At 39.7% G+C, this 23,831-nt stretch carries 31 protein-coding genes; 26 read left to right on the forward strand and 5 right to left on the reverse strand.

Annotated elements, in window-relative coordinates; genetic code table 11:
* Positions 1-107: 107 nt before the first annotated feature.
* The 20 genes from rpsH (at position 108) to VJ786_RS01470 (ending at position 13,636) form a co-directional block, all read left to right on the forward strand.
* Positions 108-506: a 30S ribosomal protein S8 gene (rpsH, locus tag VJ786_RS01375; RefSeq protein ID WP_099365470.1), complete on the forward strand. Its 399-nt coding sequence runs from the start codon at positions 108-110 to the stop codon at positions 504-506.
* A gap of 20 nt (positions 507-526) precedes the next feature.
* Positions 527-1,081: a 50S ribosomal protein L6 gene (gene rplF / locus VJ786_RS01380; protein ID WP_099365469.1), complete on the forward strand. Its 555-nt coding sequence runs from the start codon at positions 527-529 to the stop codon at positions 1,079-1,081.
* A gap of 5 nt (positions 1,082-1,086) precedes the next feature.
* Entirely contained in the window at positions 1,087-1,440 is a 354-nt protein-coding gene (rplR, locus tag VJ786_RS01385) for a 50S ribosomal protein L18 (protein WP_099365468.1), read from the forward strand.
* A 13-nt stretch (positions 1,441-1,453) separates the two neighbouring features.
* Entirely contained in the window at positions 1,454-1,972 is a 519-nt protein-coding gene (gene rpsE / locus VJ786_RS01390; protein WP_099365467.1) for a 30S ribosomal protein S5, read from the forward strand.
* Between the two features lie 4 nt (positions 1,973-1,976).
* The gene (gene rpmD / locus VJ786_RS01395) at positions 1,977-2,156 is read left to right on the forward strand and encodes a 50S ribosomal protein L30 (protein WP_099365466.1); all 180 of its coding nucleotides are present in this window, start codon (positions 1,977-1,979) and stop codon (positions 2,154-2,156) included.
* 112 nt (positions 2,157-2,268) lie between these two features.
* Positions 2,269-2,715 (forward strand): 50S ribosomal protein L15, encoded by a 447-nt coding sequence (gene rplO, locus VJ786_RS01400; RefSeq protein WP_099365465.1) that lies wholly within the window; start codon positions 2,269-2,271, stop codon positions 2,713-2,715.
* Positions 2,716-2,721: 6 nt separating this feature from the next.
* Positions 2,722-4,068, forward strand: coding sequence for a preprotein translocase subunit SecY (gene secY / locus VJ786_RS01405; protein ID WP_099365464.1), 1,347 nt, complete (start codon positions 2,722-2,724; stop codon positions 4,066-4,068).
* 6 nt (positions 4,069-4,074) lie between these two features.
* Positions 4,075-4,857, forward strand: a complete 783-nt coding sequence (map, locus tag VJ786_RS01410; protein ID WP_134776311.1) for a type I methionyl aminopeptidase — start codon at positions 4,075-4,077, stop codon at positions 4,855-4,857.
* A gap of 72 nt (positions 4,858-4,929) precedes the next feature.
* The gene (infA, locus tag VJ786_RS01415) at positions 4,930-5,148 is read left to right on the forward strand and encodes a translation initiation factor IF-1 (RefSeq protein WP_021071231.1); all 219 of its coding nucleotides are present in this window, start codon (positions 4,930-4,932) and stop codon (positions 5,146-5,148) included.
* A gap of 40 nt (positions 5,149-5,188) precedes the next feature.
* Positions 5,189-5,305 (forward strand): type B 50S ribosomal protein L36, encoded by a 117-nt coding sequence (gene ykgO / locus VJ786_RS01420; protein ID WP_013665024.1) that lies wholly within the window; start codon positions 5,189-5,191, stop codon positions 5,303-5,305.
* Positions 5,306-5,332: 27 nt separating this feature from the next.
* A complete protein-coding gene (rpsM, locus tag VJ786_RS01425) occupies positions 5,333-5,710 on the forward strand; it encodes a 30S ribosomal protein S13 (RefSeq protein ID WP_099365462.1) in 378 nt (125 codons plus the stop codon).
* 10 nt (positions 5,711-5,720) lie between these two features.
* The gene (gene rpsK / locus VJ786_RS01430; RefSeq protein WP_099365461.1) at positions 5,721-6,110 is read left to right on the forward strand and encodes a 30S ribosomal protein S11; all 390 of its coding nucleotides are present in this window, start codon (positions 5,721-5,723) and stop codon (positions 6,108-6,110) included.
* Between the two features lie 67 nt (positions 6,111-6,177).
* The gene (gene rpsD / locus VJ786_RS01435) at positions 6,178-6,786 is read left to right on the forward strand and encodes a 30S ribosomal protein S4 (RefSeq protein ID WP_099365460.1); all 609 of its coding nucleotides are present in this window, start codon (positions 6,178-6,180) and stop codon (positions 6,784-6,786) included.
* A gap of 82 nt (positions 6,787-6,868) precedes the next feature.
* Complete coding sequence (locus VJ786_RS01440; RefSeq protein WP_099365459.1) at positions 6,869-7,861, forward strand: DNA-directed RNA polymerase subunit alpha; 993 nt, start codon at positions 6,869-6,871, stop codon at positions 7,859-7,861.
* A gap of 102 nt (positions 7,862-7,963) precedes the next feature.
* Positions 7,964-8,692: a 50S ribosomal protein L17 gene (gene rplQ / locus VJ786_RS01445; RefSeq protein ID WP_099365458.1), complete on the forward strand. Its 729-nt coding sequence runs from the start codon at positions 7,964-7,966 to the stop codon at positions 8,690-8,692.
* Positions 8,693-8,823: 131 nt separating this feature from the next.
* Positions 8,824-9,957, forward strand: coding sequence for an aspartate aminotransferase family protein (locus VJ786_RS01450; protein ID WP_134776310.1), 1,134 nt, complete (start codon positions 8,824-8,826; stop codon positions 9,955-9,957).
* Positions 9,958-9,966: 9 nt separating this feature from the next.
* Entirely contained in the window at positions 9,967-10,932 is a 966-nt protein-coding gene (locus VJ786_RS01455; protein WP_134776309.1) for a Rossmann-fold NAD(P)-binding domain-containing protein, read from the forward strand.
* Positions 10,933-10,938: 6 nt separating this feature from the next.
* Positions 10,939-11,727, forward strand: a complete 789-nt coding sequence (gene argB / locus VJ786_RS01460) for an acetylglutamate kinase (protein ID WP_134776308.1) — start codon at positions 10,939-10,941, stop codon at positions 11,725-11,727.
* A 42-nt stretch (positions 11,728-11,769) separates the two neighbouring features.
* Positions 11,770-12,570, forward strand: coding sequence for a pyrroline-5-carboxylate reductase (gene proC, locus VJ786_RS01465; protein ID WP_134776307.1), 801 nt, complete (start codon positions 11,770-11,772; stop codon positions 12,568-12,570).
* Positions 12,563-13,636, forward strand: coding sequence for a M20 family metallo-hydrolase (locus VJ786_RS01470; RefSeq protein ID WP_336557103.1), 1,074 nt, complete (start codon positions 12,563-12,565; stop codon positions 13,634-13,636). The genes proC and VJ786_RS01470 overlap by 8 nt, the downstream gene beginning before the upstream one ends.
* A gap of 55 nt (positions 13,637-13,691) precedes the next feature.
* Here the strand turns inward: VJ786_RS01470 and VJ786_RS01475 are convergent, their stop codons facing one another.
* Positions 13,692-14,162 (reverse strand): Lrp/AsnC ligand binding domain-containing protein, encoded by a 471-nt coding sequence (locus VJ786_RS01475; RefSeq protein WP_099365452.1) that lies wholly within the window; start codon positions 14,160-14,162, stop codon positions 13,692-13,694.
* Between the two features lie 380 nt (positions 14,163-14,542).
* On the opposite strand from VJ786_RS01475, the gene VJ786_RS01480 reads away from it, so the two are divergent.
* A complete protein-coding gene (locus tag VJ786_RS01480) occupies positions 14,543-15,592 on the forward strand; it encodes a hypothetical protein (protein ID WP_245153270.1) in 1,050 nt (349 codons plus the stop codon).
* A gap of 23 nt (positions 15,593-15,615) precedes the next feature.
* On the opposite strand, the gene ruvC is transcribed toward VJ786_RS01480, so the two are convergent.
* Complete coding sequence (ruvC, locus tag VJ786_RS01485) at positions 15,616-16,179, reverse strand: crossover junction endodeoxyribonuclease RuvC (protein ID WP_099365451.1); 564 nt, start codon at positions 16,177-16,179, stop codon at positions 15,616-15,618.
* Positions 16,180-16,266: 87 nt separating this feature from the next.
* Here ruvC and VJ786_RS01490 point away from each other — a divergent pair, with 87 nt between their 5' ends.
* Positions 16,267-17,241 carry a lysylphosphatidylglycerol synthase domain-containing protein gene (locus VJ786_RS01490; RefSeq protein ID WP_099365450.1) on the forward strand — a complete coding sequence of 325 codons (975 nt, stop codon included), beginning with the start codon at positions 16,267-16,269 and terminating at the stop codon, positions 17,239-17,241.
* Positions 17,225-18,358: a glycosyltransferase family 2 protein gene (locus VJ786_RS01495; RefSeq protein WP_245153268.1), complete on the forward strand. Its 1,134-nt coding sequence runs from the start codon at positions 17,225-17,227 to the stop codon at positions 18,356-18,358. The genes VJ786_RS01490 and VJ786_RS01495 overlap by 17 nt, the downstream gene beginning before the upstream one ends.
* Positions 18,359-18,379: 21 nt before the next feature.
* Here the strand turns inward: VJ786_RS01495 and VJ786_RS01500 are convergent, their stop codons facing one another.
* Positions 18,380-19,123 (reverse strand): lysophospholipid acyltransferase family protein, encoded by a 744-nt coding sequence (locus tag VJ786_RS01500; protein WP_134776304.1) that lies wholly within the window; start codon positions 19,121-19,123, stop codon positions 18,380-18,382.
* Positions 19,124-19,259: 136 nt separating this feature from the next.
* Between VJ786_RS01500 and VJ786_RS01505 the strand changes: the two genes are divergently transcribed.
* The 3 genes from VJ786_RS01505 (at position 19,260) to VJ786_RS01515 (ending at position 21,498) form a co-directional block, all read left to right on the forward strand.
* Positions 19,260-19,526, forward strand: a complete 267-nt coding sequence (locus VJ786_RS01505; protein WP_134776303.1) for a DUF2089 family protein — start codon at positions 19,260-19,262, stop codon at positions 19,524-19,526.
* A gap of 155 nt (positions 19,527-19,681) precedes the next feature.
* Complete coding sequence (locus tag VJ786_RS01510) at positions 19,682-20,131, forward strand: hypothetical protein (RefSeq protein ID WP_134776302.1); 450 nt, start codon at positions 19,682-19,684, stop codon at positions 20,129-20,131.
* A 2-nt stretch (positions 20,132-20,133) separates the two neighbouring features.
* The gene (locus VJ786_RS01515) at positions 20,134-21,498 is read left to right on the forward strand and encodes an alpha/beta hydrolase family protein (protein WP_167554213.1); all 1,365 of its coding nucleotides are present in this window, start codon (positions 20,134-20,136) and stop codon (positions 21,496-21,498) included.
* Between the two features lie 66 nt (positions 21,499-21,564).
* Here the strand turns inward: VJ786_RS01515 and VJ786_RS01520 are convergent, their stop codons facing one another.
* Together VJ786_RS01520 and gmd are read right to left on the reverse strand one after the other, a co-directional pair.
* Positions 21,565-22,506 (reverse strand): DUF8428 domain-containing protein, encoded by a 942-nt coding sequence (locus VJ786_RS01520; RefSeq protein WP_099365444.1) that lies wholly within the window; start codon positions 22,504-22,506, stop codon positions 21,565-21,567.
* A gap of 108 nt (positions 22,507-22,614) precedes the next feature.
* On the reverse strand, positions 22,615-23,766 hold the full coding sequence (gene gmd, locus VJ786_RS01525) for a GDP-mannose 4,6-dehydratase (protein ID WP_134776300.1): 1,152 nt from the start codon (positions 23,764-23,766) through the stop codon (positions 22,615-22,617).
* Positions 23,767-23,831 lie beyond the last annotated feature (65 nt).

A 23,831-nucleotide genomic window follows, 5' to 3' on the forward strand; every position in this document is an offset into this window, starting at 1 on the left:
TCAATGCGATTTATCGGGTTTTTTTTGCATTGCAATATTTTTAACAGATAGCAGGTCTATTTCTTAGGTTAGAAGATAGAAACCGTTATCATAATTTAATACATATAATGAATACAGATCCAATAGCGGATTACCTTACCCGAGTAAGGAATGCCATCAAGGCCAACCACAGGGTTGTTGAAATTCCTGCATCGAACCTTAAAAAAGAAATCACAAAAGTTCTTTTCGACAAAGGTTACATTGCTAATTACAAATTTATTGAAGAAGGACCTCAAGGTTCGATCAAGATTGCGTTGAAATATCACCCAATTAGCAAAGTACCGGCTATTCGCACATTGACACGTGTGAGTAAACCTGGTTTAAGAAAGTATGCAAGTGTTGACAACTTACCTCGTGTATTGAATGGTTTAGGAATTGCGATTTTGTCTACTTCTAAAGGAGTAATGTCAGACAAAGAAGCTGCCGTTCAAAACGTTGGTGGAGAGGTTTTATGTTACATTTATTAATCTAGGAAAAAAACACAAAAATGTCAAGAATTGGAAAAGCGCCAATCGCTATCCCTTCGGGAGTATCGATTACAGTTTCAGACAAGAACCTGGTAACTGTTAAAGGCCCTAAAGGTGAGTTATCACAACAAGTAGACAGAGACATTACGGTACAACAAGAAGATGGTAACATCGTCGTAACTCGTCCTACAGAACAAAAGAAACACAAAGCATTACACGGATTATACCGCGCCCTGTTGAACAACATGGTGGTAGGTGTAACAGAAGGGTACAAAACTACACAAGAGTTAGTGGGTGTTGGTTACCGTGCATCAAACACTGGTAATACATTAGAATTAACTTTAGGATTCTCTCACCAGATTGTATTCGTATTGCCAAAGGAAATTACTGTAACAACAACTGCTGAAAAAGGAAAGAACCCAACGATCACGTTGGAGTCTACCGACAAACAATTGATCGGACAGATCGCGGCTAAGATCCGTAGCTTCCGTAAGCCAGAGCCATACAAAGGTAAAGGTATCAAGTTTGCGGGTGAAGTATTAAGAAGAAAAGCAGGTAAATCAGCTAAAAAATAAAAACCATGGCAGGAATTAAATCAGCTCGTAGAGAGCGAATCAAAAAAGGAATCAGAAAACACCTGGCTGGATCAACAGAACGTCCACGTTTAACAGTTTTCAGAAGCAATAAAGGTATCTACGCACAGATTATTGATGATGTAAATGGTAAAACTTTAGCATCTGCATCTTCAAACTCTAAAGACTTTGCGGCATCAGGCAACAAAGTAGAGCAATCTAAAGCTGTTGGAAAATTAGTTGCAGAGAAAGCGATCGCAGCAGGAATTAGCAAAGTAGTTTTTGACCGTAATGGGTACTTATACCACGGCCGTGTTAAGTCATTGGCTGAGGGTGCTCGCGAAGGCGGTTTAGACTTTTAATCAATTAAGGAAAATGGCATTAAGCAATATTAAAAGAGTAAAATCAAGCGAGATTGAATTAAAAGATCGCTTAGTAAGCATCCAACGTGTAGCGAAAGTAACTAAAGGTGGTCGTACATTTAGTTTTTCAGCTATCGTGGTAGTTGGAGATGAGAATGGTATCGTAGGATACGGATTAGGAAAAGCTAAAGAGGTTACTGAAGCGATCACTAAAGGTATCGACGATGCGAAAAAGAACTTGGTAAAAGTTCCTATCATCAAAGGTACAGTACCTCACGAACAATACGGTAAATACTCTGGTGGTTCAGTTTTGATTAAACCAGCGGTAAGTGGTACAGGAGTTCTAGCGGGTGGTGCTATGCGCGCCGTGTTAGAGTCTGCAGGTATCAAAGACGTATTGGCGAAATCATTAGGATCATCAAACCCACACAACGTGGTTAAAGCAACAATCGATGCATTGGCAAACATGCGTGATGCGTATACTGTTGCACAACAACGCGGTGTCGATTTAAACAAAGTATTTAACGGTTAATATCATGGCAAAAATCAAAATTACCCAGATAAAGAGCGTTATCGACAGAAGCGAGCGCCAAAAGAAAACTATTGAGGCATTAGGTTTGAAACGTATCAACCACTCAGTAGAAGTTGAAGCTACAGCAGCGATCATTGGTATGGTTCGTAAAGTGAACCACCTAGTTGCAGTAGAGGCAATCTAAGAATTTCCAAATGGAAGGGATACTCACTATCCTTTCCATTTTGTTAATACTATTTTTTAATTGTTACTACCTGTTTAGTGAGAGCGAAGGGGTAACATCATTCAACAAGAAAATGAATTTAAGTAATTTAAGACCAGCAGCTGGTTCAACGAAAACAAGAAAACGTATTGGTCGTGGTCAAGGATCTGGACGTGGTGGTACTTCCACTCGTGGTCACAAAGGAGCAGGATCTCGTTCAGGTAACTCTACGAAGATCGGTTTCGAAGGTGGTCAGATGCCTTTGCAACGTCGTGTGCCTAAATTTGGTTTCAAAAACCACAACCGTGTAGAGTATGTAGGTATTAACTTAGATGTATTACAAGGTTTAGTGGAGAAACACAATTTAACTTCGGTTGATTTTGAAGCATTACGTGTTCACGGATTGGTGTCAAAGAATGATTTGATCAAGATCTTAGGACGTGGTGAATTCACTGCAAAAGTAGAAGTTAAAGCACATGCATTTTCAGCTTCAGCTCAAAAAGCTATCGAAGCAGCAGGCGGTTCTATCGTTAAATTGTAATACTACATGAAGAAACTAATCACAACCTTAACCAATATATGGAAGATAGACGAATTACGTAATCGTATTTTGAATACGTTACTATTTCTTCTAATATACCGCATCGGATGTCACGTGGTATTACCAGGTGTAGATCCAGATGCTCTGGTACAAAATAGGGAAGGTGGTAATGACATTCTTAACCTGATCAATATGTTCGCCGGAGGTTCATTCTCCCGTGCGGCTATTTTTGCGTTAGGGGTAATGCCATACATCTCTGCTTCTATCGTTGTGCAGCTATTGGGGATTGCTGTTCCTGCATTTCAAAAGATGCAGAAAGAAGGAGAGTCTGGTCGTAAGAAAATGACACAGATCACACGCTACCTAACCGTGGCAATTACGTTGGTTCAAGCAGTTGCTTATGTGAAGACTCAAATCGGTCCTGAAGCTAAAACAATTGCAGATCCTATGTTCTCCATTCTTTCCGCTATCGTTTTGACAGCAGGTACATTGTTTGTGATGTGGCTTGGTGAGAAAATTACGGATAAAGGTATTGGAAATGGTATCTCCTTGATCATCATGGCAGGTATTATTGCTCAATTACCGGCAGGTATTACTGCTGAATGGGCATCTCGTATGACCCAAGGTGGTGGTGGTCCGATTCCATTGTTGATCGAATTCGTTGCCTTATTCTTTGTTGTGATCTTTACGATCCTTATCGTACAAGGTGTTCGCAAGATCCCTGTACAGTATGCGAAGAAAATTGTGGGTAACAAACAGATTGGTGGAGTTCGTCAGTATATTCCTCTGAAGGTAAATGCGGCAGGTGTAATGCCGATTATCTTCGCTCAGGCAATCATGTTTCTACCTATGTCTTTAACCCAGTTCTTTCCGAATGTGCAATCAGACTTTTTGACTTCGTTGAGTAACTATACATCCGTTACGTATAATGTGGTATTTGCTTTATTGATCATTGCATTTACTTTCTTCTATACCGCGATTATGGTTAATCCGCAGCAAATGTCAGAAGACATGAAGAAGAACGGAGGTTTCATCCCTGGCGTTAAACCAGGTTATGAAACAAACTTATTTATTGATAACGTCATCTCTCATATTACATTCCCAGGGGCAATCTTCGTTGCGATTATTGCCATCTTACCTGCGATTGCTACTTTGTTCGGTGTGAACAATCAATTTGCACATTTCTATGGCGGTACCTCCCTTTTGATTTTGGTGGGTGTTGTTCTGGATACCATTCAACAAATTGAATCGCACTTATTGATGCGTCACTACGACGGATTGATGAAAACGGGTAGAGTTAAAGGAAGAAGTACGGCTAGTACTGTGGAAGGTTACGATCAATCAGCATTATAATTCTGAATGTCTAAAGTATATTATAAAACAGCAGAAGAGATTGAGCAGGTGCGGGAGTCAGCAAATGTACTCTCGCAATTGCTTGCTGAAATTGCTGGAATCATTGAGCCTGGGGTAACCACGCTTTCACTTGATAAGTTCGCGTTTGATTTTATCAGTGATCATAAGGGTACACCAGCATTCCTAAATTACCATGGGTTTCCATATTCACTATGTATCTCGGTAAACGATCAGATCGTTCATGGATTTCCAAGTGACTATGCACTTCAAGAAGGGGATATTGTTTCCGTAGATGGCGGTGTTAACCTGAATGGTTTCATTAGTGATTCTGCTTATACTTTTGCAGTCGGAGAAGTATCTGATGAGGCGAAACAATTGCTTGAAGTTACCAAGGCTTCTTTATATGCCGGTATTGAGCAAGCAGTTGCTGGAAAAAGAGTAGGTGATATTTCATCTGCAGTTCAAGAATACGTTCAACCTTATCATTACGGAATCGTCCGTGAATTGGTAGGGCATGGAGTAGGTTTTCACTTACATGAAAAACCAGAAGTTCCGAATTACGGAAAACGTGGTTCTGGACCAAAATTGGAAGAAGGTTTGGTGATCTGTATCGAACCGATGATCAATGCGGGAAAGGCCGGCGTTAAATTTTGGGATGATGGCTGGACGGTAAGCACAGTGGATGGTAAGCTTTCTGCTCACTTTGAACAGATGGTTGCTATCCGAAAAGGCGCTCCAGATGTGTTGTTGAATTTTGAAGCAATAGAGAAAGTTTTAGAGAAAAAGTAATTGGTTTTCAATTATTTTTATTTATCTTTGCACTCCTGTTTGCGGGTTAATACATAAAATAAAACGGTATATATGGCTAAACAAGCCTCAATAGAACAAGACGGCATCATAAAAGAAGCACTTTCTAATGCAATGTTTCGCGTAGAATTAGAGAATGGGCATGAGATCATTGCCCACATTTCTGGTAAAATGCGTATGCATTATATTAAGATTTTACCTGGAGATAAAGTAAAGCTTGAAATGTCTCCTTATGATTTAACAAAAGGAAGAATTACATACCGCTATAAATAAGAATTTTTTCTTGGAATAGCTTTTAAAAATAATACTCAAGATGAAAGTTAGAGCATCAATTAAAAAACGTAGCGCGGATTGTAAGATTATCCGTCGTAAAGGAAAAGTTTTCGTAATCAATAAAAAGAACCCTAAGTTCAAACAACGTCAGGGTTAATTTTAACATAATCGCTTAAAATATTATATGGCAAGGATCGCAGGTATAGATTTACCTAAAAACAAAAGAGGTGTTATTGGCCTTACCTATATTTTTGGTATTGGTCGCAACACTGCTGCTTATATCCTAGAGAAAGCAGGCATCAGTGAAGACGTGAAAGTTCAAGAGTGGAATGATGATCAATTAGCAGCTATTCGTACTATCATCAATGATGAGATCAAAGTAGAAGGTGCTTTACGTTCAGAAGTACAATTGAACATTAAACGTTTGATGGATATTGGATGTTACCGTGGACTACGTCACCGTAAGCACCTTCCAGTTCGTGGACAACGTACTAAGAATAACTCTCGTACGAGAAAAGGTAAACGTAAGACAGTTGCAAACAAGAAAAAAGCTACTAAATAATAAGTAAGAAATGGCTAAAAGTAAAAAAGTTACTAAAAAACGTATCGTAGTTATCGAGCCTGTAGGACAAGCTCATATCAACGCTACTTTTAACAACATCATCGTAACTTTGACTAATAATCAAGGTCAAACAATTTCATGGTCATCAGCTGGTAAAATGGGATTCAAAGGTTCAAAAAAGAATACTCCATACGCTGCTGGTCAAGCTGCAAGTGATTGCGGGAAAGTTGCTTACGACTTAGGATTACGTAAAGTTGAAGTTTTCGTAAAAGGACCGGGTGCAGGCCGTGAGTCAGCTATCCGTTCACTGCAAACAGTTGGTATCGACGTTACAACAATCAAGGATATTACTCCACTTCCTCACAACGGTTGTCGTCCTCCAAAACGCAGAAGAGTTTAATAACAATATTTGTTTAAGATAAGATTCGTCAGCTATAGGCTGATAGATACTTCAAACAGCACAAGAAATGGCAAGATATACAGGACCTAAGTCCAAAATAGCTCGTAAATTTAGAGAGCCAATTTTCGGCCCAGATAAGGCCTTAGAGAAAAAGAATTATCCTCCAGGTCAACATGGACCATCAAAAAGAAGAGGTAAACAATCTGAATACGCAATTCAGTTGTTAGAAAAGCAAAAAGCAAAATATACTTACGGAGTTTTAGAGCGTCAGTTCTCTAACTTATTCGTAAAAGCGGCAGCTAAACAAGGTATTACTGGTGAGAACTTCTTGAAATTATTAGAAGCACGTTTAGATAATATCGTTTACCGTTTAGGAATTGCTCCTACACGTTCAGCTGCGCGTCAATTAGTATCGCACAAACACATTACAGTTAACGGCGAAGTTGTTAACATTCCATCATATAGTGTTCGCCCAGGTGACGTAGTTGCCGTTCGCGAGCGTTCTCAATCTCTTGAGGCTATCGTTAATTCCGTAGCTGGAAGAAAAATCAACAAATTTGGTTGGTTAGAGTGGAATGCAAATGAGCTTAAAGGTACTTTCTTAAGCTACCCTGAAAGAGCAGACATTCCTGAGAACATTAAAGAAAACTTAATTGTAGAGTTGTACTCTAAATAATAATTGATAACAACATGCATTTCATAAGGAGATGCATGTTGTTATTTTCTCATGTATAGTAAATAAACTTAAAAGAACATAAATGGCAATTTTAGCATTTCAAAGACCGGATAAAGTTATCATGCAGAAATCTACTGATTTTGATGGTACCTTCGAATTTCGTCCATTAGAGCCAGGATTTGGAGTAACTATTGGTAATGCTTTGCGCCGTATTTTATTGTCCTCACTAGAAGGATATGCAATTACGTCGATAAGATTCTCAGGCGTGTCGCACGAATTCTCTACCATCAAAGGTGTTGTAGAAGACGTTACGGAAATCATCTTAAACTTGAAACAAGTTCGTTTCAAGAAATCAGGTGAACAAGGCGATAACGAAAAGATCTTTGTAGTTATCAATGGTCAAGATCAATTTACTGCTGGTGATATTACGAAATTCTCCAACAATTTTACAGTTCTTAATCCTGATTTAGTTATCTGTAACATGGATAGCTCTGTTACTGTTGAGGTTGAACTTTCAGTAGCTAAAGGACGTGGATATGTAAATGCAGAGGAGAACAAGGTAACAGATGGTCCAGTAGGCGTAATCGCAATTGATTCTATCTATACTCCGATCAAGAATGTTAAATACACCATTGAGAATTACCGTGTAGAACAAAAGACTGACTACGAGAAATTGTTGTTGGACATTTCTACAGATGGTTCCATTCATCCAGAAGAAGCTTTGAAAGAAGCGGCTAAAATCCTTATTCAACACTTTATGTTGTTCTCTGACGAAAACATGTTGTTAGAGTCTCAAACTAAAGAAGAAACTAAGGTAGTTGATGAAGAGATCCTTCACATGCGTAAGATCTTGAAAACTGAATTGGTAGATCTAGATCTTTCTGTACGTGCATTGAACTGTTTGAAAGCTGCAGATATTCGCACATTGGCTGAGTTGGTAACATACGACGTAGCTGATATGTTGAAGTTCCGTAACTTCGGTAAGAAATCTTTGAGTGAAATCCAAGAATTGGTAAAATCGAAAGGTTTATCATTCGGTATGAACTTGGCTAAGTACAAGTTAGACGAAGAATAATAATTAACAATAATAATAAGCGACCTGTTGCGTAATTCCTCTTAGAGGTGGGTTGGTTCAACTCAGGAAATAAGAACGGTACGCACAAAAACAATTAACAAAATGAGACACGGAAAAAAAGTAAATCACTTAGGCCGCACTGACAGTCACCGTAAGGCGATGTTAGCTAACATGGCGACGTCATTGATCAAACACAAACGTATTACGACTACTTTAGCGAAAGCAAAAGCATTACGTACTTATGTGGAGCCTTTGATTACAAAATCTAAAAACGACACGACTCACTCACGTCGTACGGTATTCGCTTACTTAAAAGACAAAGATGCTGTTACTATCTTGTTCCGCGAGATTTCAGAGAAAGTAGCATCTCGTCCAGGTGGTTACACTCGTATCATCAAATTGGAAAACCGTTTAGGTGATAACGCGGAGATGGCATTCATCGAATTAGTAGACTATAACGAAGTTTATGGTAAAACTGCTAAGACTGAGAAAAAAGCTACTCGCCGTCGTGGAGCTACTAAGAAAAAAGCTACTGAAGCTACTGAAACTAAAGCAGCAGCAACTCCAGCAACTGATGATTTAACAATCGTTGAAGGTATCGGTCCTAAAATTGCTGAAGTATTAACTGCAGCTGGAATCAGCACTTACGCTGAATTAGCTAAAACTGATGCTGAAAAAGTAAAAGAAATTTTAACTGAAGCAGGATCTAACTTTAACACTGCAGATCCTACTACTTGGGCTGAACAAGCACAATTAGCTGCAGATGGTAAATTCGAAGAATTAGAAAAACTTAAAGCCGAATTAGACGGTGGTAAAAAAGTTGACGAATAATATTTTCGGTTTATAGAAGAAAGAGAGGTATCAGTTTTGATACCTCTTTTTTTATGCTATTTTAACCCAAATCGTTTTTATTTTATTTGTACATTTGACATTCTAAACTTTATTATTTTATTACACAATCCATGGAACTTTTTAATGTTTATCCTGTAACTCCCATTAATATCGTAAGAGCTAAAGGATCAATCGTTTGGGACGAACAGGGTACGGAATACCTTGACTTGTATGGTGGACATGCCGTAATATCTATCGGACATACGCATCCGCACTATGTAGAATCAATTACCAATCAATTAAATAATATCGCTTTCTATTCGAATTCGGTATTGATTCCAATCCAACGACGATTGTCAACCCTATTAGGGGAAGTTTCCGGAAAGAATGACTTTAGTCTATTCTTGTGTAATTCAGGTGCTGAAGCTAATGAGAATGCATTGAAATTGGCCTCTTTCCATACGGGAAGAAAGAAAGTCATTGCATTCAGTAAATCCTTCCACGGGAGAACTTCCTTGGCGGTGGCTGCTACCGATAACCCAAGTATTGTTGCCCCGGTCAATCAAACGGACAATGTTGTTTTCTTGCCATTCAATGATGAGGAAGCATTAGCAGAAGCATTTGCTTCATATGGCAATGAAATCGCGGCAGTGATTATTGAAGGTATCCAAGGAGTGGGTGGAATCAGAGAGGCCTCCATTCCTTTCTTAAAACTAATTCGTTCGCTTTGTGATCAATATGGATCTGTATTCATTGCAGATTCGGTGCAATGTGGTTATGGAAGAACCGGACTTTTCTTTTCCCATGATTATGCAGGGGTGGAAGCTGATATCTATTCCATGGCGAAAGGAATGGGCAACGGTTTCCCAATAGGAGGAATAATTATCTCTCCTAAATTTAAGGCCTCATTTGGACTTTTAGGCACTACCTTCGGGGGTAACCACTTGGCCTGTGCTGCAGCGGTTGCAGTTTTAGAAGTCATCAAACAAGATAATCTGCTGGCAAACGCAGAAGCTGTCGGAAATTACCTGATCGAAGAACTGAAGAAATTCGATAAGGTTTTGGAAGTACGTGGGAGAGGATTGATGATCGGTATTGAATTGCCAGAGGAATTGGCCCAAGTGAAAAAGGATCTATTATTGAAAAATAAAATCTTTACGGGTGAAGCCAAACCAAATGTTATCCGACTGCTACCGGCATTGAATATGAACAAAGAAATGGCAGATCGGTTTTTAACTGCATTTGACGAAAGATTAAAAGCATAAATCAACAAGATGAAGAAGTTTTTTTCCGTTGCGGATGTCGATAACCTAAAGGATATTGTTGCAGAAGCATTAGCTATAAAGGCGAATCCGAATGCCCAAGAAGAATTAGGAAAACATAAAATGTTAGGTTTGGTGTTCTTGAATCCGAGCCTAAGAACACGTTTAAGTACGCAGAAAGCGGCCATGAACCTAGGCATGAATGTCATGGTCATGAATATGGACAAAGATGGATGGGCATTGGAGACACGCGATGGTGTGGTGATGGATGGTACGACCGTTGAACATATACGTGAAGCTGCGGCTGTTATGGGCGAATATTGCGATATACTCGGCCTTCGTTCTTTTCCGACCTTGAAAGATAAAGAGGCAGATTATTCAGAAGATCTATTCAATAAATTCATCAACTATTGTGGGGTTCCCGTAGTTTCCTTAGAAAGTGCTACCAGGCATCCACTACAGAGCTTAACGGATCTTATTACGATTACAGAGTACAAGAAAAAGGAAAAACCTAAGGTTGTCCTGGCTTGGGCTCCGCATGTAAAGGCGCTTCCTCAGGCTGTTCCAAATTCATTTGCCGAATGGATGAGCAAGGCACAGGCGGAAGGGCTATTGGATTTTACCGTAGCACAACCAGCCGGATATGAACTGCATGAGGATTTTACCCAAGGAGCGCATATTACAACTGACCTCCAGGAAGCCTTGAAAGATGCCGATTTTGTTTATGTAAAAAACTGGTCTTCCTTTAAAGAATACGGTGCTGTCTATCCAGTGAACGAAAATTGGATGATGGATAATGAAAAATTGAAATTGACCAATGATGCGAAGGTTATGCACTGTTTGCCGGTCCGTCGGGATTTGGAATTATCCTCCGAGATATTGGATGGACCAAATTCATTGGTGATCAAAGAAGCAAGCAATAGGGTGTGGGCTGCTCAAGTGGTATTGAAAAGAATGTTGGAGGACTTGAAAAGCTAAGAATTCATGTCGGTATTAAATATTATTAAGATTGGTGGGAATGTGATCGATGATGCCAATCAATTATCTGCCTTTTTGGAGAAATTTTCAGCGCTGCCAGGTCGCAAGATCCTGGTTCATGGCGGTGGTAAAATTGCGACCCGTATTGCAAGCGATATGGGAATCGAGGCCAAAATGGTAGAAGGAAGAAGAATAACGGATGCAGCGATGTTGGATGTGGTTACCATGGTCTATGCCGGGTTGACGAACAAGAATATCGTTGCTGAACTTCAGAAATATAACTGTGATGCTGTCGGCTTATGCGGGGCAGATGCAAACATGATCAAAGCTGTAAAAAGACCGGTAAGAGAAATCGATTATGGTTTTGTGGGTGATATCCTTGCCGATTCCATCAATGCTCTTGCCATAAAAAAGCTATTGGAAGCAGAATTTATCCCGGTATTCTCTGCCATTACCCATAATGGACATGGGCAGCTCCTGAATACCAATGCGGATACCATTGCTTCTTCACTGGCGGTTGCACTGTCTAAGCTATATGAAGTATCACTGATCTATTGTTTTGATAAAAATGGAGTTCTAAAAGATGTAAATGATGATAATTCCGTGATTGAAACCATTAAATCCTCGGAGTTTGAAACCTTAAAGGAAGGAAAAGTAATTCATGATGGCATGATCCCAAAGCTATTCAATGCTTTTGATGCCATATCCAAAGGAGTTACGAACGTCTATATTGGCCATGCCAATAACCTGCATCTTTTTCAACAGCGTAAATTCGGAACCTGTTTGATTGCTTAACAGCGGGGAACTATTTTCCCCCATATAAACGAACCTAAACATATGAATAGAATTACGATTATTGGCGGAGGAAACATAGGATTATCCTTAGCTAGAGGCTTGGTAAAGGCAGCTTATTGCGATGCCCCATCCATTACGATTACACGCCGCAACCTTTCCTCTTTGGAAGAGGAAAAGAAAGATGGATTTAACGTAAGTGACCATAACCCCGAAGCTATTTCTGATGCTGACTATATTGTATTGGCTATTCTTCCTCAGCAGATCCGAAAAGTGATGGATGAGATCGCGCCTACACTAAGAGCCGATCAGACCATAATTTCGGTTGCATCAGGTGTTTCCTGTGCAGATATCAAAGAGGTATTAGGACAAGATAAGGTCGTCATTCGGGCCATGCCCAATACGGCTATTGCCATCGGACAATCCATGACCTGTATCTCCACAGATCAAGCAGACCAAGAAAAGATCGATGAGGTTTCGAAAATGTTTGAATCCGTAGGGTCTGTCGTGGTAATCAACGAAGATCTGATGACCTCGGCCACAGCCTTGTGTGCCTGTGGGATTGCCTTTTTTCTGAGAGGTATCCGAGCGGCCAGCCAAGGAGGGGTAGAGATTGGTTTCCATGCGCATGATGCCCTTAAAATGGCTATTCAGACTGCCAAGGGAGCTGCTGATCTCTTACTTCAAATGGGAAGCCATCCTGAAAGCGAAATCGATAAAGTTACTTCACCAAAAGGTTGTACCATTGCCGGGCTGAATGAAATGGAGCATAACGGCTTCAGCTCAGCCTTTATCAAAGGCATTAAATTATCAGCTAAAAAAGCAGGAGGATTATATAATGACTGATGTAGATTTACTGATTGCAGAAAGTACTGATCTCTTACAGCAATTGATCCGGACAACCTCCTATAGCAGGGAGGAAGCCGAAACCGCAGAAATCATAACCCAATTTTTAATCAATGCGGAGATTCCTTCTGAACGCGTAGGGAATAATGTGATTGCGTACAATAAGTATTTTGAGGACTCCAAGCCGACCGTTTTACTCAATTCGCACCATGATACCGTAAAACCAAATCCTGCCTATACCAAGGATCCGTTTCTCCCGCAGATAGAGGATGGTAAACTTTTTGGATTAGGAAGCAATGATGCCGGAGGATGTTTAGTTTCTTTGATTGCCGCATTCCGCTATTTCAACGAGCTGCAGGACTTGCCTTTCAACCTCTGTCTCTTGGCTTCGGCCGAAGAGGAGGTTTCTGGTAAGGGCGGGGTAGAAGAGGCCTATGAACACCTAAAACCATGTGATTTTGCTGTTGTAGGCGAACCAACCCTTTTGGATTTGGCTATTGCCGAAAAAGGATTGATGGTACTCGACTGTGAAGCAATAGGCGAAGCTGGCCATGCTGCAAGGAACGAGGGAGTAAATGCCATTTATAAAGCTTTGGAAGATATACATTGGTTTCAGACGTATGAATTCCCTAAGGAGTCTGCATCCTTAGGGCCGGTTAAAATGAGTGTCACCATGATCGAAGCAGGTTCACAACATAATGTAGTTCCGGCAAGTTGTAAGTTTGTGGTGGATGTGCGCACCACCGATGTTTATAATAATGAGGAAGTACTTCAGATCATTAAAGAGAACATAAGGAGTGTAGTTCAGGCGCGTTCTACTCGGTTAAACCCATCTTCTATCCCCATGGACCATCCTATAGTAAAAGCTGGATTAGCTTTAGGGAAAAAGACCTATGGTAGCCCGACTATGAGCGATCAGGCATTACTGCCGATTCCTTCTGTAAAAGTTGGACCAGGAGATTCAGCAAGATCGCATTCGGCCGATGAATTTATTTATCTGAAAGAAATTGATGAAGGGATCCGATTTTATATCGCCCTGTTAGAAAATATAAAAAGCGGGATATAATTCAAATCCCGCTTTTCTTTTTCACATGTAGCGTCTCCTTTGGAATACGCTTCTATTATAAAGTGATCTGTCTTTTGATGCTTTCTTCAAGAGAGATGATCGTCTCTGTACGTTGGATTCCCTTTAGGCCTTGGATATCCTCGTTCAAAACTTTTCTCAAATGAGAGGTGTCGCGGCAAACTATTTTAGCGAATGCACTGTACTGACCCGTACAATAGTGCAATTCCACAACTTCTTTAACCTGTTTTAGCTGTTCCACAGCATCTGCATACTGCGAACCCTTCTCTAAATAGATACCTAAGAAGGCGGTGATGTCAAATCCGACCTTTTGAGGGTTGATAATTAGGTTCGATCCACTAATTATGCCTAATTCTTCCATTTTTTTCATCCTAACATGGATGGTTCCTCCGGAAACTATCAGTTTTTTTGCAATTTCAGTGTATGGAATCGAAGCATCTTCCATTAAAATGGATAAAATTTGAACATCCAGGTTGTCTAAATCGTAATTTGAATAGTTTTTCTCCATAAAAATGGTATTTATTTGTTATTAAAATAGTTTATTTTTAAAAATATCGAAAAAAATCAAATAATTTTCAATTTTTTTCGATTAAATATTAAATTTGATTCAACAAACATGGTAATTCATTGAAAATATCATGTTCCTTCCCTCAAAATAACATAGGTTTATAATTGGTTAGCGTTGAAGCTTCTCGCCCGAGAAGCTTCTTCCATTTAAATTCCAACCTCAAAAACCTGAGTATTTTATATTTTTTCAAAAATAACAACATTTATTGGTATTTTAATAATCGATTAATAATATTTTGGTAATTTAATTAACATATTTGCATTTGACTATTGGAGTTATAATTACTTAATATTTTGTACATTCGAAAAGCGGATAATATAATGGATATGAAAGAGGATGATGTAAAGATTTCGAGGAAGAAGCCGATTTTTCCAGTGGGCCCCGGCTTATTAAAATACCTAAAAGCTTACCAAAGGGACGGGAAATTACCACTGGCCTATCGCGATCTATTGAATTTTCATGAAACGATTCCTTCTATCGATAAAAATGGGGATGATACCCTTTGGGAAATCCCGCTTTACCCGCCACATGTTCAAGACCAACTGTACGATCAATTGAAGATTGTTTATGCCCAATTGAAAGCTTCGGGAAATACCCGTATCGTACAGCATAAAGTAATCGAAAAGATCGAATTCTGCGCCTTTGGCAATACCCATCCTTTTCGGATCAAGATCGTCAACCGTTTGAACGATGTGTATGATTACTTCTATATCAAACAAGCCGATGCTTCCAGAATATATGGATTGGAATTGGAGGAGATCCTTTCCCCCAATCAAGTGAATTACCTGTATGATCGGGATACCCTAGTGGAGGAGCATATCGTCGGGATACCAGGTGATACCTTTAGTAAAGGTCGGATGTTTTCGCCAGATTATAACCAGACCAGGATTGCCAAGGAATTTGTGAAATTTAATGAACGATGCGTGATTTCCATGTTAGGCGATATGCGAGCCTATAACTTTGTGATGCAGATTACCCCTGATTTTGATGATTTCCAATTCCGGATTCGGGCCATTGACTTTGATCAGCAGTTTTACGAAGGTAATATCAAGGTATATATGCCACAGTTCTTCAAAGAGAACTTTCCCTATGTAAAGCTGTCTATGGAACATCTCAATGATAAAACAGTACTCCAATACCAACAAGAAGAGCGATCCTCCATTGTACATCGGGTCCGTAGTGAAAGACATCGAATCAAAGATTTGCGGGATGCATCCAAAACCCAACAACTTTCTACGCCTGAGAATATCGAACGGTTAAAGGTCCAATATGCCAAATACTATGATAATGAAAATTATTTCCATTGCGAATCCATGACCGACATCATCGAAATGAATGTGAAAAACGTGATCCGCCAAGTCCAACTATAGCAAACTGGCTCAGCGCTTAAATTTTACTTTACCCTTTTCTGATTGTCCTTGACAAAGGCCTCCCAACCTGAATAGGATTTACCGGTTTGGGTATCGTTTTGTTGGAATGAATGGCATACCGCTACGGCAAGGCCGTCAGTGGCATCCAAAAATTCAGGAGTTTCTTTGAACCCCAATAAATTCTGCAGCATGGCAGCCACTTGCTCCTTACTGGCATTTCCATTCCCTGTAACCGACTGTTTAATCTTCCGAGGGGAATATTCAAAGATGGGGATATCCGATTGCAGTGCCGCAGCCATCGCCACGCCCTGTGCCCGACCAAGCTTCAGCATCACTTGGATATTCTTTCCATAAAATGGAGCCTCTAAGGCAACGCAGTCGGGTTGATACTGTTCAATCAATGCAGAAGTCTTTTTGAAAATCCGCTGAAGCTTTAGGGCATGATCATCCAGATGCCCCATCTTGATCACGCCGAGGGTGATCAGGGAAATCTTTTTGTTCACTTCTTTTACAATACCATAACCCAGAACTACCGTTCCAGGGTCGATACCTAAAATAATCCTTTCCTTCGCTTTTTCCTTTTGCATGCTACAATATTACGATTTTGTCAATCATTGCACATTAAAAACCGTTATTAATTAAAAAATTGTTAAAATTGTGCTTTCATAACGGAGTTGACAAAGATTCAAAAAAAATATCTCAATATTCTCATTAAAGTCGGCATCGTGGCTTTAGCCATGTGGTTCGTCTTTTCTAAAGTCAGTAACCAAAACAACCTTATTGCCTTCAAGAAACTGATCCAGAATATTGATCATACCACCATGTGGTTCATTATTGCTGTAGTTTTCTTGTTGATGTTCCTGAACTGGTTTTTGGAAGTCGTTAAATGGAAATTCCTCGCCCGTAAAATTGAAGAATTATCCTTATGGAAGGCTACAAAGTCCGTCTTTTGCGGATTGACCTGGGCTATTTTTACACCCAATAGAATAGGGGAGTATGGCGGTAGAATCATGGTCCTAAAACCCGAACATCGAGCAAAAGCAGCTGTCTCTATGGGGGTAGGCTTGTTCGGTCAATTGGTGCTTACGTCGGTATTTGGTGCCCTGAGTATTGCTTGGTTCGTCACTAAATTCATAGACACCCCAACTTCGGTCGACTTTGGAATCTGGATATTGGCCATCATCTATGCCCTGGCATTCGTCGTCCTTTATTTCAATGTCTCCTGGATCGATTACCTGGTTGGAAAAATCAAATTTCTAAAGAAAATCAAGCCCTTTTTCGCCGTATTGGAGGATTATTCCACGAAAGAATTGGCCTATGTGTTATGGCTTTCCACCTGCAGGTTTGCCATCTTTACTTCCCAATATATTATCCTGATGTTGATCATCCTACCTGAACTACCAGTGGTATCCATGGTATTGATGATTTTTATTATGTTCTTCATTCAATCGGCCTTGCCTACCTTGGATATTTTCGACTTTAGTGTGCGCAGTTTTGTGGCTAGTAATTTATATGCCTATATTACGACCCAAGAAATTGCAGTCATGGCTATTGTGTCCTTTGTCTGGTTCGTCAATTTGATCTTTCCGGCTATTATTGGTTCTTTTTTTGTATTAAACGTGAATTATATCGGTGATTCTAAGTCTTAGTTTCTATTTGTTCATCATGACCATCGTTTATGTGGTCCTTGTCCTATACATGCGAAATGGTTGGATGCGGATTCCATATTTTCAAAGCGAAGAGCATTTCCCGAACGAAAAGGTCTCCATTATTATTGCCGCGCGAAATGAGGAGCAGAATATAGGAAAGACCTTGGATGCCATCATTGCCCAAGATTATCCAAAAGAATTATTGGAAGTTATTGTCATTGATGATCATTCTACCGATAAAACCGGACTAATCGTACAATCCTATGCTACACGAGGTGTCAAACTGATCACCCTAAATGAGGGCAGCAAATTGAATTCCTACAAGAAATTTGCCATCAATAAGGCGATCATTGCTTCTGAAGGTGATATCATCATTACCACAGATGCCGACTGTCAAATGGGCCCTAAATGGGTCAGGACCATCATCTCCTACATGGTATTGAACCAAAAACAGATGGTTTCCTCCCCCGTATCTTATCATGAAGAAAAATCCTATTTCGAAAAATTACAAACATTGGAGTTTCTGTACCTAATAGGCTTAGGGGCATCGGGAATTGGAAATGAGAATCCAACTACTTGTAATGGGGCTAACTTGGCGTATAGAAAATCCTTATTCTTTGAAATGGGAGGGTTTAAAGGTATTGATGACCTGGCTTCAGGCGATGATGAACTATTGCTTCATAAGGTTGCTGAGAACCATTCGGCATGGATTGGTTTCTGTAAATCAAGGGAGGCCGTAGTCTATACGGATGCAAAGGAAAATCTCAAAGCATTCTTGAACCAGAGGCGCCGTTGGGCATCCAAGAGTACAAAATATAAGGATAAAAAAGTAGTGGTTTTAGGCGTATGTATTTGGATCTTTAATCTTGTTTTCTTGGGTAGTTTGCTCTCCGTGTTGGTCTTGGATAAGGATGCCCAAACATTGGTGCTTGTTTCCCTCATCTTTAAATTTTTGTGCGAACTGGCTTTTCTTTACCCCGTTTTAGCTTTTATGAGGCGGAAGGAGTTACTGGTCAACCTACCTTTGCTTACCGTTATACATCCTTTATACCTGATTTACATCGGAATCATGGGGAATATCGGAAAATACGATTGGAAAGGCAGAACGGTCAAATAGACTTGAACGATTAGGAAACTCCTAATTTTCTTCTTTTACTTTTGCCCGGATTGCCTCTTCTGCCTTTTTCACCACTTCTTCCAAGCTTAATCCTTCCGTAGGGATAGGATCGAGTACTTCCCAAGTCATATGGGTGAACGGGCGTAATGGAAATGAACCCCACTGCACCATTTTATAGGATCCATTGATCGCAATAGGTACTACCAAGGCATCTGGGTTTTTCTTTAACAAGGTGGCTATTCCTCCCACCGAGAAAGCTTTCATTTTACCCGTTTTCGTCCTGGTACCCTCCGGAAATATAAATGCCGACCAGTTATGTTGTTTCATGTTATTAGCAAGCTTTAATATCTCCGCAATAGATTGTTTGGGATCCTTACGGTCGATGTTTGCGGCTCCTCCATGTTTTAGGTTAAAAGAGATGCTGGGGATATTGGCCGTCATCAGTTCCAATTTGCTGATGAATTTGCCATGAAACCTTCTCAAAAAGAAAATCAAAGGTGGAATATCGTAGGTACTTTGGTGATTCGCAATAAAAATGATAGGTCTACCTGTAGGCAGGTTTTTATTGTCGATAAATTCTGTTCTATTGAATAAGGTATAATTACAGGCTACCAATAGACCATTAAGGATATCAACACTTTTTTTATGAGCACTATAACCACCCAATTTTAAACATAACCATTGAATAGGATGGAATATCAATAATGAAAGTGCAAATGACAAATAAAATATAGGGGTTAGGATATATCCTAATACTTTTCTCATAATCAAATTAAAATTGAGCAAATATACATAATTGAATATTATGCATTGTTTAATGTTTTAAAAACAAAATAATATTCAATTAAATTTGAATTTTATTAAATCAATTTTTAATTTTATTAAAATTAAATGTGAAAATATGAAATTTCCACTGCATTGCCCCGCATGTAACCATGAAATGACCGTTGTAAAGCTTCATTGCGAATCCTGCCATACCGAAGTAGCTGGAAAATTTGGATTGCCCCTGTTCCTCAAACTGGAACCTGATGAACAGGATTTTATCATGCAGTTCTTGCTCGACTCTGGAAGCCTTAAAGAAATGGCCAATAAAATGGGGAAGAGCTATCCTACTGTTCGGAACAAACTGGATGAACTCATTGACAAAATTAAATTACTTAAAGATTAAGGAAAATGAAAACCAATTTGATATCAAAAATATTTTACCCATTTGAAAACAATACCAGCAATTTTTTGCTGATTCTTGGCAGTTGCTCCTTTTTAATATTATGCTTTCTAGGCTATCAATGGGAATTTATTTCCGATGGAATCATTCAGATGCACATGGCAACATATAAGGAGTTTTGGAAAGTTCTCATCAATAATTTGATCAATACAGCTTCCCTCAGCCTGCTGATGTTTTTCCTTGCACGGCTAATATATGCCAAATCAAGGTTTATCGACGTATTAACCGTGGTGTTAATTGCGCAGGCCAATCTAGTATGTATAGCGCTTGCTCTTTTCAATCCCATGTTAAAAGAAACAACGCAAGCAATTATTCCTTCGATGGTAAATGGAACTATCAAACCCGATGAAGGGATGTTAAATCAATTGGTATGGTTATCGTTTGCTGCGATACTGGCCTTGGTTTTTATATTGTTCTTTTTCTTTTTGCTGGTTCAGGGTATGAAAATTGCCATGAATAGCAAAAAGGGATATCATGGAATCATCATTATACTGATGACTCTTTTATTGGATGCGTTATTATGGATCACACGACCTTATATCAATTAAAAATGAAGAAATATTTATTTATACTATTTACGCTGTTCGGATGCAGCTTAAGTTTTGGACAATCGTTCGAAGGCACTTGGGAGGGAAGTTTGGAAATTCAGGGCATGGAACTCCCCTTGGTTTTTGAACTGAAATATGATGGCGAATGGAAGGGTACCATGCAAAGTCCGAAACAGTCGAAACAAAAGGCACCTTTATCGAGCATCAAAGCGAGTGCAGATTCTATTTTTATTGAAATGAAAATGATCGGCCTCAAGTATTCCGGTAGGCTAAGTCCCGACAAACAGGCTATTGATGGCATTATCCAACAGGGTGGTTTGAAAGCACCTATGCGGATGCTTAAAAAAGATCCCGCAACAATTGTTACGGATTTTCCTAAGGTGCGATCGCAAAAAGTAAACCCACCTTATAGTTACGACACCTTGGATGTCCATTTTTCCAATACTGCCGAGAAGATCAAATTTGCTGGCACCATCACCAAACCGAAAGGGGAAGGAAGGTATCCAGCGGTAGTTTTGGTCAATGGTTCAGGACCTCTTGATAGGAATTCGGCCATGTATGGGCATGAGCCTTTTAAGGTGTTGGCAGATTATTTGACCAAGCAGGGGATAGTGGTATTGCGATACGATGAACGAGGGGTTGGCAAATCGGAGGGGGATTTTAAGACTGCTACCTCCGCAGATTTAGGCAAAGATGCCTTGGCGGCCATCAAATACTTAAGGACACAATCGAATGTAGACCCTAAAAAAGTGGGTATTATCGGTCATAGTGAAGGCGGACTCATTGCCTTTTTATTGGCAGGACAACGAATTGCCGGTTTGGATTATATTGTTTCCTTAGCTGGTCCAGCTATTCGTATCGATTCCTTGATGATCCTCCAGAACGAAGCCTTGGCCAAAAATAGTGGTACAACGATCGATACCAAACAATTGGCGATGATCAAACGGAATTATGAGATTTCTAAAAGTAATCTATCCACAGAGAAGGCTTTTGAAGCTATTATGACTAACATGAAAGTTATCCCAGGTAGCCAAGAAGCTGATTTTGCTGATCAGATTGCCGTGCTCATTACACCATGGTACAGGTATTTCTTAAAGATAGATCCTACTACATTTATCCGTAAGATTAAAGTTCCTGTTTTTGCAGCATATGGAGGAAAAGATGTTCAAGTCAACTCCACCGAGAACTTGGAAAGTTTAACCGATAATCTGGCAAAGCAACCGAAGAATGAAATAAAGTTGTACCCCAACCTGAACCATTTGATGCAACCCGCTAAAACCGGTGGAATCGGAGAATATCCAGAGATCCCTATCAGTTTAGATCCGGAGCTGATGAAAGATATCGCCAATTGGATAAAGGCCTTATAAGGGATCAGCCTATAAAAAAAGGGGAACATGCTAACATGTTCCCCTTTTTTTATATATCCTATTTAATTATTTGAATACAATGGAAGAGCGCCCCATGATGGAGTTGTCTGCATACAGCAAAATGGTATAAGCGCCTTTTTCAAATTTATGGTCCTGATCAGACCAAGCCATTTGATATTCTTGGCCATTATTTGAAAAATTGATCGCTTGTTTGAAAGTATATTGCAATTTCTCACCATGTACATAGAAAAGATCTTCAGAATCAGCAATCAAATTTCCTTTTGGATTGATGATACGTACATAGATATCTTTTTTGCCTGTTTCGGCCAATGGATTATCCGCAATGGTAAAGTTGATATGCATCTTATCGATACGTTTTGCTTTCGTCTCCAATTCCACATCACCACTTTTCTTCATTTCCACTCCCGCAATATGAATGTTGGAAACCTTTAGGTTAGAAGCTTTGGAGATCTTGTCCGTTAGCTGTCTCTTTTCGGTGCTAAGCGTATTTGCCCTTGTTTTATTAATTTCAGATTCCTCCTTCAATTGCAGGTTGGATTCTGCTAATAATTCATTTTTTATCTTGAGCCCAGTAACTTCATCCTTCATTTTGGATACCTGATCCTTCAATCGTGCAACATCCTGTTTCGCGCGTTCCACCTGAACATCCGTTACTTCGCCTTTTTCCAATGCCGTACGTAATTCCTCAATTTTAATGCGGGCAGTTTTCTCTGCATTGATCAAAGCCTCACTGCTCTCAAAATCTTGAGCCTTCAGGTTGTCCAATTCCGCTTCGATGCGGTCTATCTCCGTTTGTAGATTCTCTTTTTGAAGGGTTACTGTATAAAGCTTTTCTCCTGAGGATTTAAACTTTACGTAAAAATATATGTTTGTAGCTAGCAAAGCTGCAATAGCAATAATAAAAAAGTAAACCTTTGAATTATCTCTCTTTCCAACGGGATCATCAACCGAATTCTGGCTGTTTACTTTATGTTCCTCAGTTTTCATATTAATTAACGCTGATATTTATGTGGATCCTTTACAGGACAAACATAAATGCAAAAATGATTCCTAATAAATAATAAAGTTTGAAAGCAAATATTGTTCCAAATGCTGTTACTCAAAATAATTTAGGGTATCAAAGCCGCCTGCTTTAAGGTATTCCTCCTTTTGCATGAGCTTAAGATCAGATAGGACCATCTCATTTACCAGCATTTCCAAGCTGTATTTGGGTTTCCATCCTAATTTTTGATTGGCTTTTGTAGGATCGCCGATCAATAAATCTACTTCCGTTGGTCGGTAATATCGAGCATCTACCTTGACAACGGTCTGACCTAATTTTATTTTTTCTGGGTCTAGGCCCAATGCTTTCAATTTCTCGTCGTTGCGATCGATGATAACACCTTTTTCCGCTTCTGCTTTTCCAGAAAATTCCACTTCTACACCTAGCTCTGCAAAGGCCATCCGCACAAATTCCCTTACCGTGGTAGTGATACCAGTAGCAATGACAAAGTCTTCGGCAATTTCCTGCTGAAGGATAAGCCACATAGCTTCCACATAATCTTTCGCATGTCCCCAATCGCGTTGCGCAGAAAGGTTTCCAAGGAATAATTTATCCTGTAAGCCTAAAACGATCTTCGCAGCTGCTCTTGTGATTTTTCGGGTCACAAAGGTTTCCCCACGTACAGGGCTTTCATGGTTGAATAATATACCATTACAAGCATACATGTTATAAGCCTCGCGATAGTTGACCGTAATCCAGTAGCCATATAGTTTGGCTACCGCATAAGGGCTACGCGGATAGAATGGCGTTGTCTCACTCTGCGGCACTTGTTGCACCAAGCCATATAGCTCAGAAGTAGATGCTTGATAGATCCGGCAATGTTCAACCAGTCCTAATAAACGAACCGCCTCTAAAATCCGAAGGGTCCCCAAGCCATCAGCGTTAGCTGTATATTCTGGGGTGTCGAAACTAACCTTAACATGCGATTGTGCGGCCAGGTTATAGATCTCGTGTGGTCTGGTTTCTTGAATAATGCGGATCAGGTTGGTAGAATCGGTTAGATCGCCATAATGAAGCACGAAATTACGACCCAATTGATGCGGGTCCTGGTATAGATGGTCAATCCGATCGGTATTGAAAGAAGAACTTCTTCTTTTCAACCCATGAACGATATAACCTTTTTTTAGTAAAAACTCAGCTAAATAAGCACCATCCTGACCAGTAATACCGGTAATCAGCGCTACTTTTTGATTCTCTTGACTCATTCTACTGTTAATATCCGACAAATATATTGCAAATAAACAGCAAACGATTGATATATAAAAAATAA

This window comes from Sphingobacterium tenebrionis (assembly GCF_037126265.1).
GTDB lineage: Bacteria > Bacteroidota > Bacteroidia > Sphingobacteriales > Sphingobacteriaceae > Sphingobacterium > Sphingobacterium tenebrionis.